We start from the raw sequence: 15,005 nt of genomic DNA, 5'->3' as shown, positions 1-15,005 counted from the left end.
GTTGGATCGCGCGCGCGAAGCGCTGTTTCAATCGCAGAAGACCGAGGCCATCGGCAAGCTCACCGGCGGTGTCGCGCACGATTTCAACAATCTGCTGATGGTGATTCAAAGCTGCCTGGACATGCTGGATCTGAAAATCCCCCACGATGCACAACTGCGCAAGCTGGTCACCAACGCGCAGTCGGCTGTGCAGCGCGGTGCGGCGCTGACGCAACGCATGCTGGCCTTTGCGCGCAAGCAGGAATTGCGCGTGACCTCGGTGGACGTCATCGCGCTGGTACGGAACATGACCGACCTGTTGCGCCGTTCGCTGGGGCCGCTGGTGAACATCAATACGATGTTTCCTGCGACGCTTCATCCGGTGAAGACGGATGCGAATCAACTGGAATTGGCGCTGATGAACCTGGCGGTGAACGCGCGCGATGCGATGCCGGAAGGTGGCGAGCTGACCATCACTGCTCGCAACGTCGTCATTGATGCCAAGCATCCCACGCGTCTGGGGCCGGGCGAATACGTATGCCTGTCCGTCACCGACGAAGGCGAGGGCATGGATGAGGACACCTTGGCCAAGGCGACCGAGCCGTTCTTTACCACCAAGGGTGTCGGCAAGGGCACGGGCCTGGGTTTGTCGATGGTGCACGGCCTGGCCGAGCAATCGGGCGGGCGCCTGGTCATCAAGAGCAGCAAGAGCTTCGGCACGCGCGTGGAGATGTGGTTGCCCAGTGCACAGCCGGATGCAGCCGGCCTGTTGCCGATGGCGATGTCGTCGTCGGAAGGGCAGCTGCGTTCGTTGCGCAGCCTGCATGTAGTGCTGGTGGATGACGATCCGCTGGTGCTCAGCGTGACCGGCGCCGTGTTGCAGGAGCTGGGCCATCGCGTTGAGGAGGTGTCATCGGCGGAAGACGCGTTGAAGCTGCTGGAAAACCAGGCGGACGTGGATCTGTTGATCACCGACCACGCCATGCCGGGTATGACCGGTGCGCAGCTGGTGGGCGAGGTAAACGTACGTTGGCCTGCGTTGCCGGTGGTGCTGGCGACTGGTTATGCGGAAATTCCCGCCGACTTGAGCGACGGTGCCACGCGTCTTGCCAAGCCTTACGATCGTGCCGGCTTGGTCGAAGCGATTTCGAAAGCGGTGGATGACCGGCAAGTGCATGCATGAAGGCGCTTCTAAAAGCCGTTTTTCTCAACCTCGTCATTCCACTTTCGCTGGAATGACGGGGTTGTAGGCTGGGATGAAATTCCAGCATCGGGAGCCAAAAAAATGCTGGGATTTCATCCCAGCCTACGCGTTTCATCGATGTCGCTTGAATAAACCAGAGCATCCCTATACGGTGATTTGACACCGCGCCATGTAGGTTTCGCGGGCTGCTCGTTGAACGCAAGTGAATCTTCCGGATGATGCAAACACCGGGACAGATGAGTAGATGTTGCATAGCACGGGACGTAACCATGGATGCAACAACACGGCAAGGCAAACGACCTTGCGCATCGAATACGTCGAATAACGGTTCTCGATAACGCTACGACATGCGCGGGGCGAGCCAAGCCCTGCGCCAGCGAATCATCTTGCAGGGCAACTGTGACATCAGCGACGCGAAGCCGGTGCGACCAAGCGGCGCGTATCGCGATCCGGGGAGGTGCCCGATCGTTCTCGTGTTCGCGTCGGGCTGGATGAACCAAGGAACACGGTTCCTCTCACTTGGAGCTATCCCATGAAGCGCTTGAGTAAAGTGACGTTTACCGCAGTGCTGGGCGTCGTGTGCGCCGCCGGAACTATTTTCGCCGTCCCTGCTGTGTGTGCGCAAAGTTATCCTGCGGCGGTATGGCCCGACCCCAATCCCAATGCCAAGTATTTCAATCCGTGCTTCGACAACAGCAACGGGAACACGGGCAACGAGGCGTTGACTATCGTGGTTATCACGCCGACGAAGTACGAAGGCATGCAACCAGACGGCTCCCCCGGGTTCGACAGTTTGTGGGCAAGCCACGCGAAGTTCTGGGAGATGACGCATTGGGGCGCGGGTGTGTCTTATGAAGTCGATAAGGGACAGCAGCTGAGCGACCCGCTCGATCCGTCGTCCGCGGCGACCGGCAACGACATGTATGTGTTGCATGAGTGCTATCCGGCGGACTATGACCATGACGCTGCAACGCCATTCACTGCGCAGAACGACGACATCATGGAGCATTGGGCGTATACCGCGGCGAACTGGTCGGGTTTCAACCAGGTCATTGCCTTGATGGAGAAGCCTGACGTCACCGTGGTGACCTTGCATCACGGACAGGTGGTGCATGCAAATTGGCATCTCAACGATGGCGTATCGCCGACGCTGCTGCCGCCTTGGCTGTACTGAGGCGCAGCCGGTTGTTGCGATAAGGCGTCCGCCGGGGCCCCGCTACGGGCCGGCCCCGGCCTGTCCTGATTTCTAGCGTCGCCATTACGCCACGCTAACGATGCCTAGCGCAGAGTGAACGTCCGGGCAGCTGCGCAGGCTGCCGCGGGCAACCGTCTCGTGGTGGAGGCCGTTTCATGAATACCCCTGGTTCCATCAGCCCTGGGAGAACCCCGGGTTCGCCTAACTCACTGTGGCATTTGAGTACTTGGTCCGATTACATCAGCCGTATCATGCGCCCGGCGACGAAACAGCCGCCCGTGCACATGACGCGCCGGCAGGAACTTCTTGCGGCGCAGGAACGCAAGCGCAAAGAACAGCGCGCCCATGTGCTGGAGCTGTTGCGCGAAGTGAAGGAGAAAAACCAGCACGTGCCGCAGGATACGCACAAGCTGAAAGCCTGATGGCTTGGCTTCCGGCCGGCCCGCGCATTGACGGGCCGGCCACATCGGATTGACGGCATCGCGTCCAAGCTACCGCTGAACGTTCACGCGGATACCGACATGGGACGCAGAGCCGAGCGCATTTATACCGATCCAACCGATATCGCCATGCTCGAGAAATGGGTGAAAGAGCTGGCGGTGAATGCGGCCGTGCGCATCGTCAAGCACGATGGCGAGGTGGTGGAAGGCATGGTGAGCGTGACGCCGACGGTGCAGGTGTTTCTTGGTCCTGATGATCAGGAAGGCATGAACGGCGTCGTGCGGTTGGTAGATAGCCATAGGCCGGAGTGGGATGGGCTGGTATGGCTGGGGGATATCCGCGATGTGCAGCATCTGGATTCGGTGCGGATGGGGGCGAGCAGGGCGTAGCGTGATCCCCCGAACCTGGCAAAACGCGTAGGTTGGGGTGCGAACCCCAACATGCCTGGTCACCCCGGCATCCCGATGTTGGGGTTCGCACCCCAACCTACGGCTCTATCCAATGCGACATGGGGGCCGGGCTTCCCAGCAAATACCCTTGCCCCATTTCGCAACCCATGAGCACCAGCGCATCCAGCTGCGCCTGCGTTTCGATGCCTTCGGCAATCACCTGGATATTGAGCGCATGCGCCAAGGCGAGAATCGCCGCCACCACGGTGGTGCTGTTGCTGCTGCCTGATTTGTCGAGTTCCTGCACGAAGGCGCGGTCGATCTTCAGCATGCGCAAAGGCAGCGAATGCAGGTAGCTCAATGAGGAATAACCCGTGCCGAAATCATCCAGTGCCGCGCCGACGCCCACGCTGCGCAGGCGTTCGAGCACGGCGCGTACGCTTTCGGGGTTGTCCAGCAGCGCGCCTTCGGTCACCTCGGTCACCAGCCGGGAGGGTGCGAGGCTGGTGCGTTCGAGCATCTTGAGAATGCGCACATCGAAATCGGTATGGCGCAGATGCAAGGCCGATACGTTGAAGGTGATGAACGCCTCGCCCGGCCCTCGCTGCGCCAGCAGGCGGCAGCTCAATTCGAACAGGCGCCAGTCGATGGCTTCGATCAGGCCGCTGTCTTCGGCGATCTTGATGAAATCCGACGGCCGCAACAGGCCGCGCTGCGGATGGTTCCAGCGGATCAAGGCTTCATAGCCCATCACCTTGCCGTCGCCGAGGCGGAAGATCGGCTGGAAATGGGGCTCGAATTCATTCTGCCGCAACGCCTTGCGCAGTTCGCTTTCCATCGCGAGCACGTCGACCATGCCCTTGGCGAGGGTTTCGTCGAACACTTCGAAACGTTTGCGACCGAGTTGCTTGGCTTGATACAGCGCCATGTCGGCGTCGCGGATCAATTCATCGGCATCCAGATAACTGGAATCGCCGCACGCAATGCCAACGCTGACCGAGGGCTCCAACTCCTTGCCGGAGATGCGCAATGGCGTCGCCACGGCTTGCAGCACGCGGTCGGCAATGATGGTGGCGGTGTCGATGTTCTCGATGTTCTCCAACAGAATGGCGAACTCATCGCCGGACAGCCGCGCCACCATGTCCGGCTCGCGCACGTGCGTGAGCAAGCGCACCGCGACGGCTTTCAGGAATTCGTCGCCGGCGAGATGGCCAAGGCTGTCGTTGATCACCTTGAAGCGATCGACGTCGATATACAGCAACGCGCAGCGCCGGCTTGGATCGCTGCGAATGCGATTGAGCACACGATCCAGCCGCTCGCGCAGATAGCCGCGATTGGGCAGGCCGGTGAGCGGGTCGTGCATCACCTGGTGATGCAATTGCTGCTGCATCTGTTCGCGCCGCGCGATTTCCGCGCGCAGTTCGCGCGTGCGTTCTTCCACGCGGTGTTCCAGCCGCAAGTTGGCCTGATGCAGGGCGGCGGCGGAACGGCGGCGATAGATGCTGTTGGCGATCTGCAGGGCGACGAAACTCAGCAGTTCCTGTTCGGGTGCGCCGTACGCGCCATGGGCATCGTAGCTTTGCACGGCGACCAGACCGATCACAGCCTCGTCCACTTTCAACGGCACGCCCAGCCAGCACGCGGAAGGTTCGCCGATGTGATGCGGCACCACCTCGCCGGCGCGCGTCAGCGCCATGATGTCTTCGCGCGTACCCGACCACGGCAAGCCACGACGCAATACGTATTCGCTCAAGCCGCGGCCGACGGGGCGCGACAACTGGTGGCGCATGCCGGCATCCATGTAATACGGAAATTCCAGCTTGGTGCGATCGTCGCTGAGCAGGGCGATGAAAAAATTCTTGGCATCCAGCAGCCGGCCGACCACGGCGTGCACGCGCTCGTAGAAGGTGTTTTCGTCGATGTCGGCTGTGGCCAGCTGCGCCACCTGGAACAGTGCTTCCTGCAGGCGTTCGGCGCGATGGCGTTCGCGCACTTCCTGCACCAGGCCGCGGTTGAGTTCGGCCAGCTCTTCGGTGCGCTGGCGCACGCGCCGTTCGAGCTCGTCCTTGCTTTCCTTGCGTTCCAGCGCGGTGAGGATGTGATTGCCGACGAATTCGAGCAGGGCCAGATCGTCGCGCGAATACACGATGCCGGTGCCGTAGCTCTGCACCACCAGCGCGCCATGCACCTGGCCGTTGCGCAGCATCGGCACGCCGAGCCAGTCGTCGCTGTCGGGGCCGAGAATCTGCAGCGGACCGTTGACCTGTTGCTGCAGCTGTTCGTTGCTGCCCATCAACGGCTCGCCGCGCGTAAGCAGGTACCAGGTGAGCGTATGCCGCCGGTCATCCAGCCGCATGTCGCGGTTGGTTTCAGGCTTGTCCTCGTCCTGGATGTCCGCGTAATAGAGGAAGCGCATGCAATCGCGCTCGGCGTAGTAGCGGACGATGAAGAAGTTTTCCGCATACATCAGCCCGCTGACGATGCGATGGATCTCCTGCAGCATGTCCGGCATGTCCACGTCGGAACTGGATAGCTCGGAGATGGAAAACAAGGCGCGCTGCAGGTTATCCGAATACTCCAGCTGGCTGTGCGAGTCGTACAGTTCGACCAGCTTGATGGTGTGGCGCAGCTGACGCGCGCCCAGTTGCAGATAGGGGTCGAGCTTGGCGAGCAGCGCCTTGGCCGAGCCCTCGATGGCGATGGTGAGCAGCAGCACCACTTGCTGCGGTTGCAGCAGCGCCATGGCGTAGCGCTTGCCATCGGCCGCGATGCGCACACCATCGGCGGCGCGCAGTGCTTCTTGCGCCAGGGTGATTTCTTCCGCATCGACCGGCTGCGTTCTGGCAAAGCGCGGGTCTTCCTGGTGGCCGAGCATCAGTACTTTGGCCTTCAGGCAATGGGGCTGCGACTGCAGCAGCATCTCGATGAGGGTGCTGACTTCGGCCGGTGTTTCGGCTTCGATCAGGCAGCCGAGCCAGGCCGTGTGTTTCGGCTCTTTGTCTGGAATGACAGGTATGGGAAGACTCAGGCTCATGGCCGACCGATCTGCCGTTATGACTCACCTATCAGTGGATACGAGTATCAGTGGATACGAACGGTGCAGGAAATGTGAACCCTCGTATTAATGAGGCATTGCTGCGGTGGCTTTGTCAATCTATCGGCTAAAGGCTTGATAGCTTTACCCCTTGGGTGGCACTTGGGTTGGGTGGTGCGCGGGCCGCGCAGGCTGGAGGGCGCGGGGAACTCTTGCTCGTCATTCCAGCGAAAGCTGGAATCCAGCGACTTTGGAGCGAAAAGGCACTGGATTCCAGCTTTCGCTGGAATGACGAAGATGGGGGCTTTTGGCGGACCTGGCACACCTGGCCTGCGTGTTCTCACGCAAATTGGCACTCCCAGTCGAATAGCCCCACGGCTATCGTCGCTACACGCCTATGACTTCAGACATGCGCCTTGGCGCCCTGTCTTCACCGAACATGCCCGCCGCAGGAAATCATCAACAGTCGAAGGATGAAGGGGAGTAAGCATGAACAAGGTTGTTGCGGCCACCCTGGCCGCGGTACTGCTCGCCGGTTGCGCCACCACCGCCGAGCACAAGGTCGATCCGAACACCATCGCTTCATTCCAGCCGGGTGTTACCACGACGGCGCAGGTGCAGACCGCACTGGGCCAGCCGTTCCTGGTCAGTCACACCGCCGATGGCGGCCAGCAATGGCAATACGTCAACAAGTACCAGGAAATGTCCGGCGACGGCATGCCGACCACCGGCTCAAAGATCCCGAAGTACGTGGAAAAGACGGTGTCCACCGTGCTGGTGTTCGACCAGAGCGGGCACTTCGTCAGTTCGTCGTCGAGCGCGCAGAGCAAGGGCGGCAAGCAGTGGCCGAGTGATCTTGGCAACCTGGGTGGCGGTGACGTTCAACGGCAGGGGCAATAACTGCGCTATGCGCAGGTTGCACTGAAGGTGCATGCCCTCCGATGTCGCCCCGGCGTTCGCCGGGGCGACCGTGATGGAGCCATTTTCATCACGGGGCGCCGCGGCGCTGCATGATGGTTGGTACGGCATGCCATGTTGGAGTTCGGCGTTGCCTTATTCCAACCTGCGTCTTTACGTCTCGTCTGCTACCACCGTGCCCTGGTGATAGACGATCTTCCAGCCTTGCGCCGTATGCCGCCATAGCGTGGCGCGGCGCGTGATGCGTGGGCCTTGCCGCAAGGTATAGGTAAGCAGGTAGTTATCCGCTGCGATTTCCCGGCAATGAAAATGGCTGGTTTCCCAGTCGTCGTCGATCGGCTGGCGGTAGCGTTCTTCCAGCACATCCAGTACGTACTCGCGGCTGTAGCGTCGACCGGAGGCGCCGACTTCCCAGAAGTCAGGCTCGGTCATGGCTTCGAAGTCGCGGCGCGTGGTGCCGAATTCCGGGCGATGGAAGATGGGTTCGCGACGCTGCAGTTGTTCGAGGATGGGCAGCAGGCGCACGTCGGTTGCGAGGTCGGGTTCCATGGTTAGCCGGGTAGGTTGGGGTGAGCGGAACGCGAACCCCAACATCCGCCTGCGTGTACGGGCCTGCGACGTTGGGGTTCGGCGATGCCTCACCCCAACCTACAACATCCTCAATAAACCGGTACCGGTGCAGGATTCCGCTCGCCGAACCCGCGCTGGTGCCAATACGGGTAAACCGGCGTCACCTCGCTGGCCTTGTCGAGCTTGGCCACGTGCTCCGGCGACAGATTCCAGCCCACCGCATCCAGGTTCTGCCGCAGTTGCTCTTCGTTGCGCGCGCCGATCACCACGGTGGACACGGTCGGCCGCTGCAACAGCCAGTTCAGCGCAATCTGCGGAATGCTCTTGCCGGTTTCCTTGGCGACTTCGTCGAGCGCATCGACCACGCGATAGAGATATTCGTTTTCGATCTGCGGCCCCATGTCGGCCGTCTTGTGCAGGCGGCTGGTGGCCGGCAATGGCTGGCCGCGGCGGAGCTTGCCGGTGAGGCGGCCCCAGCCGAGCGGGCTCCACACCACGGCGCCGATGCCTTGATCCAGGCCCAGCGGCATCAGCTCCCATTCGTAATCGCGGCCGACCAGCGAGTAGTACGTCTGGTTGGCGACGTAACGCGAGTAACCGTAGCGATCGGCCACGGCCAGCGATTTCATCAGATGCCAGCCGGAGAAATTCGACACGCCCAGGTAACGGATCTTGCCGGCGCGCACCAGGTCATCCAGCACGGACAGCGTTTCTTCCACCGGCGTCATCGCATCGAAGCCGTGCAACTGGAACAGGTCGATGTAATCGGTGCCCAGCCGCTTGAGCGCCGCGTCGACGGTGTTGATCAAGTGATAGCGCGACGAACCCACGTTGTTGGGTTCTTCATCGAAACGGAACGTGGCCTTGGTGGAAATCAGCACCTTGTCGCGACGGCCCTTGATGGCTTCGCCCAGGATCGATTCGGCCGCGCCGCGGGAGTAGATGTCCGCGCTGTCGAACATGTTGACGCCCGCATCCAGGCAGATATCCACCAGCTTGCGCGCTTCGGCCACGTCGGTATTGCCCCACGCGCTGAAAAACTCGCCCTTGCCGCCGAAGGTGCCGGTTCCAAAACTCAGCACGGGCACTTTGAAGCCTGATGCGCCTAGGCGTCGATATTCCATATAAGCATCCTCTTTGGTGGGTGGCGAAGTTGATCTCTCTACCTTTGTCGGCGTCGTGGCTGTTTACAAGGGCAGGTATGGAGGTCCGGAGGAATAGGCAGCAAATCCGGAGCATCCGTGGCTTTCACAGAACCGAGGACGGTGGCGCGAGATGTCAGCTCGTTTTGGGCCGGGCGCCTGATAAACGTTCTTAAATGCGGCGAATCGTGGGCATATTCCCCGCATTTCATGCGGTGAAAATTGCCTATGCGGCGAATATCCCCCATAATCACCGCATGAAGCGCGGGGAATATACTTACATCTGGCAGGCCGACGATTGGCCGAACTGGCGCTACGACTTGGCCAGATTGGCCGAACCCATGGCAGCCGCCAGTCGTGCCCAAGGGGTGCTGCTTGGGCGTCTTGCTGACGTTGGAATGGCTTTGCGCAATGAGGCGAGCCTCGTAGCCCTCACTGAGGACGTCATCAACACCAGCGAGATCGAAGGTGAGCATCTCAACGTTGCTTCCGTGCGCTCATCGATTGCACGCCGGCTCGGCGTCGATATCGGCGGGCTTGCGCCGGTCGATCGCCACGTCGAGGGCGTGGTTGATATGGAGTTGGACGCAACCGGCCATTGCCGTGTTCCGGTATCCAAAGAGCGGTTTTTCGGATGGCATGCGGCACTGTTCCCGACCGGTTATGCGGGGCTTTCCCGCATCAACGTTGCTGCGTGGCGCGATGATGCCAGGGGGCCCATGCAGGTTGTGTCAGGACCGATAGGTCGCCAGCGTGTGCATTTCGAAGCGCCGCCGGCGGAGCGCCTTGAATTTGAAATGACGCGCTTCATCGACTGGCTCAACGCCGACACAAGCGAACCTCCGCTGATCAAAGCAGCTCTCGGTCATTTGTGGTTTGTCACGCTGCATCCGTTCGATGACGGCAACGGTCGTATTGCACGTGCCATTGGCGATTTACTGCTGGCGCGCGCAGATGGAAGCCCGCAGCGCTTTTACAGTCTTTCCGCGCAAATCCAGCGTGAGCGCAAGGCTTATTACGACATACTCGAACGCACGCAAAAATCGTCGCTTGAGGTGACCGAATGGCTGGCGTGGTTTTTAGCCATGCTGCAGCGTGCGGTTGACCAGGCGCAGCACACGCTCGACAAGGTTCTGGCAAAGATGCGCTTCTGGCAACGTGTTGCCGGCAAGCCGATGAACGAGCGCCAAGTGAAAGTACTCAACCGCCTGCTCGATGGCCTGGACAGCAAACTGACCAGTAGCAAATGGGCAGCGATCGCCAAGTGCTCTGCAGACACGGCATTGCGCGACATCCATGAACTGCTTGAGCACGGGGTATTGCGCAAATCGGCGGCGGGCGGGCGAAGCACCAGTTATGAGTTGAACGATGTACTGGAGCGTTGATGGCGGGTACCCGTCGCTTTGCCTGCCAGGCATGGAAGAAAGGCGCACATGGCGCTCCGCTGATGTATAACGTCCGGGCCTTACCCACGACAAGGAACAGGTTATGCCCAATACATCCCCCGCTGATGCCGACATCATCTGCGATGCATACGCCGAAAGACTGCGAGGCCTGTACGACACCTTCTTTCTCGCCCTGGTCCAGTCGCCCGACAACCCCGGTCCGGCCAAGGATGCGTTCGTAAGAGGCGTGGTGCTTGCGCGAAACGTGCGGGACATGGCCATCAACGCGCTACCGGCGGAGGGCACGCTGCCGCCGGCTCCGTTTCACACCATTGCCAAAACGTGATGCCCAACCGTTTCAGAGCGCATTGAATGTCGGCATTCGCGCAGGCTGGGATGAAATCCCAGCATCAGGAATCCAAAAACCAGCTGGGATTTCATCCCAGCCTACGATTCTTGCCGATGTTGATATCGGCAAGTCAATGCAGATGGTGAAACAGATAGATACCAAGCCAGACCAGGCCGGCCACGACGCACAGCAGCCCCGCTCCGGACATGACGAAAAGAACCAGCAAGGCCAATAAGAAGTCGACGATGCGTTTGCCGATGCCGGAGCGCATAGGCCTGTTCCCCTGTGTGACGTATCCAGCTGCGTGTTGCTGATGGGCGCTATGCTAATCGATCGGCACGTCGCCACAAACGGCATGGCGGAATCCACAACGATGCAAGTGCTGGATCGATCCTCCGCTGCCACGTCCTTTCTCGTCAGCCCACGTTGGCCGTACGACAGGGTATTTATCTCGAACGAAGCGCTTCGCCGCCTCACCGCCGCACAAGGCACGCTCTCCGAACACGGCGTAACGCTGGTACTGACGCGAGGTTATGAATCGCGCGGCAAACGCATTCGTGTTGCCCATCGTCTCGGCCGCGCTGTCGGCATGGTTTTGTTCTGCCTTGTCTATCCGCACCGTTACCGCGAGCGGCGCGCGATCTTTTCGCCGAATGGGCATGATCGATCGGGTGACTGCATCGACTTGGGGTTGCTCCATCGCGGTAAACCGCTGGCTTTGCTTCCGCTGGGCGTCTTTACGCCAAGCTGGCTTATCCGTAGGGCGCAGCATGTGCATCAACGTGAACTGACACTGGCGTGGTCCGCTCTGGCATCCGCCGGGTTCAGTGTGCATGACAACCCGACGGAAGCCATGCAGATCCACTGCGAAGTGCGCGGATAACAGCTCGTTACGCCGCTAACGGCGACATCGCGCGCAGCCGTTTGACGGCATCGATGCAGCGTTTTGCCACGTAGGCAATGTCTTCGTCCGTATTGAAGCGGCCAATGCCGAACCGGATGCTGGCCCTGGCCAGTTCGTCGCTGACGCCCATGGCTTTGAGCACGTGCGACGGCTCCGCCTTGGCTGACGTGCACGCCGAACCGGAGGACAGCGCGATATCCGGCATGGCGAGCAGGACGGAATCGGCATCGGTTTGCGCAAAAGAGAGATTCAGCGTGCCGGGCAGGGTGTGGCGGGGATCGCCGTTCAGCCGTACGTTTTCCAGTTGTGCGGTGATCGTGCGATGCAATTGCTTGCGCAACGAAATCATCCGCAGGGTTTCGGTTGGCTGCTCCGCGATGCACAGATCGAGCGCCGCTGCAAAACCAACGATGCCGGGCACGTTCAACGTGCCAGAACGCAAGCCGTTCTCGTGTCCGCCGCCGTGCATTTGCAGCCGCAAGCGCTGACGCAGATCGCCGCGCACGTAGAGTGCACCGATACCTTTGGGGCCATAAAGCTTGTGGCCGCTGAAAGAAGCCAGCCCGATGTCGAGTCCATGCATATCGACGTCGATCTTGCCCAATGCCTGCGTTGCATCGGTATGCAGCACCACGCCCTTGCTGCGACAGAGGAGCGCTATCGCCGGCATATCCTGCACGGTGCCGGTTTCGTTATTGGCCAGCATGATCGATACCAGATAGGTGCGATCGTTGATAGCCGAGGCAAGCTGATCCAGGTCGACGCGTCCGGCGTCGTCAACGCCCACATAGGTAACGTCGATGCCGTTCTGTTCGAGATGCCGGCAGCTATCCAGCACCGCCTTGTGCTCGATCTGGCTGGTGACGATGTGATTCTTGCCTTGCTCCGGTTGCAGGCCTTTCAGCGCCAGGTTGATGGATTCCGTCGCGCCGGAGGTAAACACGATGTCATGGTCTTGCGCCGCGTGAATGGCTTGCGCAATACGCGTTCTGGCGTCATCCACCGCGCTGCGCGCTTGCCATCCAAAAGCATGGCTGGTGCTGGCGGCGTTGCCAAACATGCTGGTAAAGAACGGCAGCATGGCGTCGAGCACACGGGGATCGACGGGCGTGGTGGCGTTGTGATCCAGGTAAATAAGGCGTGTGGAGGCCGGCATGCCTAAGCAACCAGCTCGGATGACACCTGCGCTTCCGGCTCGGCATGAACCACCTCACCTCGTCGCACCGCACCTGCCGGCGTCACCAGATTGAGGCGTATGTCAAAACGCATGCCCAATGCGTGCGTCAATTGCAGCCCGCGAACATAAGCCAGCACCTCCGACCACGGCGATGCTTCGAAGAAGACTTCGAGCAATGCCTGGGTGGCCGAAGGTGACCCCTCCGCGTCCACCGCCTTGCAGAAATACTCGCTGGTGATCGCCGCGCAGGTGAGCTTTGAGCTGTTGGATATGCCACACGCCGAGCGTTCCGTTGTAGCAGTCACCATGCGATGCCGCACCTCGGCAGGAATGGGCTGCGTGCTCAACAAATGTTCCGCATGCGTCCGCGCCGAGTCTTCGTGGATGATCAGGATGTGATCGTGGGGGATATTCAATTCATCCGCCAACGGGCCAAAGACATTGATGATCTCCGGACGAAGATGGCACAGCCGCGGATTGCGTTTTTGACTATTGCTGAGCCCATCGCGCAAAAACTGGCGTCGAAAGATGCCCTTGTGATCGAAGGCGATGGATACTGGCGGCAGCTTTCCGATTTGATGACGAAGCTGGTTCGCATGCACCAGCGCAGCGCGAAACGCCTGCAGCTGCGCCTCGATTTTGATCAAGCCATCGCCACCAATATCAAGCCTGGAATTGCCAGCCAGGATGCTGATCTGAGACGGTTGGGCAAGCATTGGCACCAGGTTGTCTGGCGCGATAAAACTTGTTGGAGTGATAAATGCCATGCGCAGCCGTCCTGTCGTCCTGTGGAGAATTTCCTAGGGAGAGATGAAAAACTTGCGATCCTTTGCAATATACGACCGGGCATCGTGAAGGGAATCTCAAACTTGAGTTCGTTCGATTAAGGATTTTTAGGTGTTGTGCACATGGGGTGCACGAAAGTGAAAGGAGTGTCAGCTTGATTGGCTTCGTGGACTCGATTCAGAAATGAATAGTCTTCTGGTGAAAGCCATTGCTGCCTCGGATTCCTGTCGGCCTAGCAGGAAGGCTAGAACAACGTCATCCCAGCGAAAGCTGGGATCCAGTGCCTTTAACGCTTGGCAAGTCGCTGGATGACGAATCGGGCGTTGAATTTTTTGAAAGGATTTCAGCGCGCATATCGCATGTTGTGCAGCGACACTAAATTCGCAATGACCTCAGTTTGAATGTCCGCTTCAGCCAGCGTCAGCTACCGCTCGGCCTCAACGAATGAACCCTGCGCTCGGCATGTGTTCGGAGCCATCATTCAAAAAACACGGCCCGGCTTACCGAAAAACGTGCAGAGAGATTCCGGATGTGATCCACAGTAAGGCTGCGCTTCCCTGCAAGAATTTCTGACACGACGCTTTGCTTGCCAATTTCTGGAAGCTGTCTTTGTGTGAGCCCGTGCTGTTCCATCAGAAAGCGAAGCATGGCGATACCGGTCACTTTCTGTTGCGGATAGTGAGTTTGGTCATAGGCATAGATCAGATCGCTAATCGTCATGAATAGCGAGTGCTGGGGGTGGCCTGCATCCATGGCGCCAGCGTCCAGCAATGCATCGGCAATACGCGTGGCGTTGTCGTATCCTGATCGTTGGCGATGTGATGCGCGTGAGAGACCTTCTGAAAGGTTTCCCGCGCCTTGGCAATGGGGGTGATGGAAAGTCGTTTGCTCATTTCCATTTTCCTTTCTGGTACTCGTCGCGTGTCAGCACGTGCTTGACGAAGCATCGCTGCGTTTGAAGGCTGATGCTGGCCACAATGCGGTTCGCAAGAAATCGTGCGGCTGCAAACGCTTCGCTTTATCGCACGTATAACTTGGAAAAGACGTGATCGTCACATTCCCGGTCGCACACTCCGGGTAACCCGTATACGCAATGTGACGGGTTGACCGGTGCATTCACAGGAACCAGGGGGAAGGGATTTATGCAACGCAAAGAGATGCGTTTTTCGTCTTAGATATTTTTCACTCGTGTCCAGGCGCTATGTTTGATCTCCGCATGGCGATGAAGTCATGCCTGGGACGTGTCTGCTTATGCATTTCTTCCAGATGTTCGGCACGGTTATGTATCGGCAATGCGGCGGATATATCGCCAGCAGGCATTCCCGGAAGAAACGTGGCTTGTGGAAGGGATGACTGCGACGGCTTTCAAAATAGTCAGTGTTGACGATAGTGGTATGGACCGGCAGGGGAGTCGCCATGACACGCAGCAATGTCTCGAAGAAGTCACTCATCGATTCAGGAACGAATGCGGCGACCGAGTTCACGGTCGCGGACTATCTGTTGACTCGGCTCAAACAGCTGAATGTTACCGA

General features: G+C 59.6%; 17 protein-coding genes. 9 read left to right on the top strand and 8 right to left on the bottom strand.

Annotated elements, in window-relative coordinates; all coding sequences use genetic code 11:
• The 4 genes from VJR68_RS07850 to VJR68_RS07835 all read left to right on the top strand — a co-directional run.
• Window positions 1–1,162: ATP-binding protein (locus VJR68_RS07850; RefSeq protein ID WP_324147110.1), on the top strand; the 1,162-nt coding region annotated here is incomplete at its 5' end.
• 553 nt (window positions 1,163–1,715) lie between these two features.
• On the top strand, window positions 1,716–2,357 hold the full coding sequence (locus VJR68_RS07845; protein WP_324147109.1) for a hypothetical protein: 642 nt from the start codon (window positions 1,716–1,718) through the stop codon (window positions 2,355–2,357).
• Window positions 2,358–2,629: 272 nt separating this feature from the next.
• Entirely contained in the window at window positions 2,630–2,800 is a 171-nt protein-coding gene (locus tag VJR68_RS07840) for a hypothetical protein (RefSeq protein WP_324147108.1), read from the top strand.
• Between the two features lie 99 nt (window positions 2,801–2,899).
• Window positions 2,900–3,208, top strand: coding sequence for a DUF3247 family protein (locus VJR68_RS07835; protein ID WP_324147107.1), 309 nt, complete (start codon window positions 2,900–2,902; stop codon window positions 3,206–3,208).
• Window positions 3,209–3,305: 97 nt separating this feature from the next.
• Here the strand turns inward: VJR68_RS07835 and VJR68_RS07830 are convergent, their stop codons facing one another.
• Window positions 3,306–6,242: a bifunctional diguanylate cyclase/phosphodiesterase gene (locus VJR68_RS07830; protein WP_324147106.1), complete on the bottom strand. Its 2,937-nt coding sequence runs from the start codon at window positions 6,240–6,242 to the stop codon at window positions 3,306–3,308.
• Between the two features lie 489 nt (window positions 6,243–6,731).
• Between VJR68_RS07830 and bamE the strand changes: the two genes are divergently transcribed.
• Window positions 6,732–7,142 carry an outer membrane protein assembly factor BamE domain-containing protein gene (bamE, locus tag VJR68_RS07825; protein ID WP_324147105.1) on the top strand — a complete coding sequence of 137 codons (411 nt, stop codon included), beginning with the start codon at window positions 6,732–6,734 and terminating at the stop codon, window positions 7,140–7,142.
• A 171-nt stretch (window positions 7,143–7,313) separates the two neighbouring features.
• Here bamE and VJR68_RS07820 read toward each other — a convergent pair whose 3' ends face one another.
• Both VJR68_RS07820 and VJR68_RS07815 read right to left on the bottom strand, forming a co-directional pair.
• The gene (locus VJR68_RS07820) at window positions 7,314–7,709 is read right to left on the bottom strand and encodes a DUF4440 domain-containing protein (protein ID WP_324147104.1); all 396 of its coding nucleotides are present in this window, start codon (window positions 7,707–7,709) and stop codon (window positions 7,314–7,316) included.
• 110 nt (window positions 7,710–7,819) lie between these two features.
• On the bottom strand, window positions 7,820–8,854 hold the full coding sequence (locus tag VJR68_RS07815) for an aldo/keto reductase (RefSeq protein ID WP_324147103.1): 1,035 nt from the start codon (window positions 8,852–8,854) through the stop codon (window positions 7,820–7,822).
• Window positions 8,855–9,060: 206 nt separating this feature from the next.
• Here VJR68_RS07815 and VJR68_RS07810 point away from each other — a divergent pair, with 206 nt between their 5' ends.
• Both VJR68_RS07810 and VJR68_RS07805 read left to right on the top strand, forming a co-directional pair.
• Window positions 9,061–10,257 carry a Fic family protein gene (locus VJR68_RS07810; RefSeq protein ID WP_324147102.1) on the top strand — a complete coding sequence of 399 codons (1,197 nt, stop codon included), beginning with the start codon at window positions 9,061–9,063 and terminating at the stop codon, window positions 10,255–10,257.
• Window positions 10,258–10,360: 103 nt separating this feature from the next.
• Window positions 10,361–10,603 (top strand): hypothetical protein, encoded by a 243-nt coding sequence (locus tag VJR68_RS07805; RefSeq protein ID WP_324147101.1) that lies wholly within the window; start codon window positions 10,361–10,363, stop codon window positions 10,601–10,603.
• 133 nt (window positions 10,604–10,736) lie between these two features.
• On the opposite strand, the gene VJR68_RS07800 is transcribed toward VJR68_RS07805, so the two are convergent.
• A complete protein-coding gene (locus tag VJR68_RS07800; protein WP_324147100.1) occupies window positions 10,737–10,877 on the bottom strand; it encodes a hypothetical protein in 141 nt (46 codons plus the stop codon).
• A 42-nt stretch (window positions 10,878–10,919) separates the two neighbouring features.
• Here VJR68_RS07800 and VJR68_RS07795 point away from each other — a divergent pair, with 42 nt between their 5' ends.
• On the top strand, window positions 10,920–11,489 hold the full coding sequence (locus tag VJR68_RS07795) for a hypothetical protein (RefSeq protein WP_324147099.1): 570 nt from the start codon (window positions 10,920–10,922) through the stop codon (window positions 11,487–11,489).
• Between the two features lie 7 nt (window positions 11,490–11,496).
• Here the strand turns inward: VJR68_RS07795 and VJR68_RS07790 are convergent, their stop codons facing one another.
• Complete coding sequence (locus VJR68_RS07790; RefSeq protein ID WP_324147098.1) at window positions 11,497–12,666, bottom strand: cysteine desulfurase family protein; 1,170 nt, start codon at window positions 12,664–12,666, stop codon at window positions 11,497–11,499.
• A 2-nt stretch (window positions 12,667–12,668) separates the two neighbouring features.
• Window positions 12,669–12,995 carry a hypothetical protein gene (locus tag VJR68_RS07785; protein ID WP_324147097.1) on the bottom strand — a complete coding sequence of 109 codons (327 nt, stop codon included), beginning with the start codon at window positions 12,993–12,995 and terminating at the stop codon, window positions 12,669–12,671.
• Window positions 12,996–12,998: 3 nt separating this feature from the next.
• On the opposite strand from VJR68_RS07785, the gene VJR68_RS07780 reads away from it, so the two are divergent.
• Complete coding sequence (locus tag VJR68_RS07780; protein WP_324147096.1) at window positions 12,999–13,574, top strand: hypothetical protein; 576 nt, start codon at window positions 12,999–13,001, stop codon at window positions 13,572–13,574.
• A gap of 376 nt (window positions 13,575–13,950) precedes the next feature.
• Here the strand turns inward: VJR68_RS07780 and VJR68_RS07775 are convergent, their stop codons facing one another.
• Together VJR68_RS07775 and VJR68_RS07770 are read right to left on the bottom strand one after the other, a co-directional pair.
• Window positions 13,951–14,193, bottom strand: coding sequence for a helix-turn-helix domain-containing protein (locus VJR68_RS07775; RefSeq protein WP_324147095.1), 243 nt, complete (start codon window positions 14,191–14,193; stop codon window positions 13,951–13,953).
• Window positions 14,190–14,366 (bottom strand): hypothetical protein, encoded by a 177-nt coding sequence (locus tag VJR68_RS07770; protein ID WP_324147094.1) that lies wholly within the window; start codon window positions 14,364–14,366, stop codon window positions 14,190–14,192. The genes VJR68_RS07775 and VJR68_RS07770 overlap by 4 nt, the downstream gene beginning before the upstream one ends.
• Window positions 14,367–15,005: the final 639 nt, after the last annotated feature.

It is taken from the genome of Dyella sp., from assembly GCF_035277725.1.
Taxonomy (GTDB): domain Bacteria; phylum Pseudomonadota; class Gammaproteobacteria; order Xanthomonadales; family Rhodanobacteraceae; genus Dyella_B.
The sequence above is the reverse complement of the archived record's forward strand: the minus strand, read 5'-3'. Positions and strand labels throughout refer to the sequence as shown.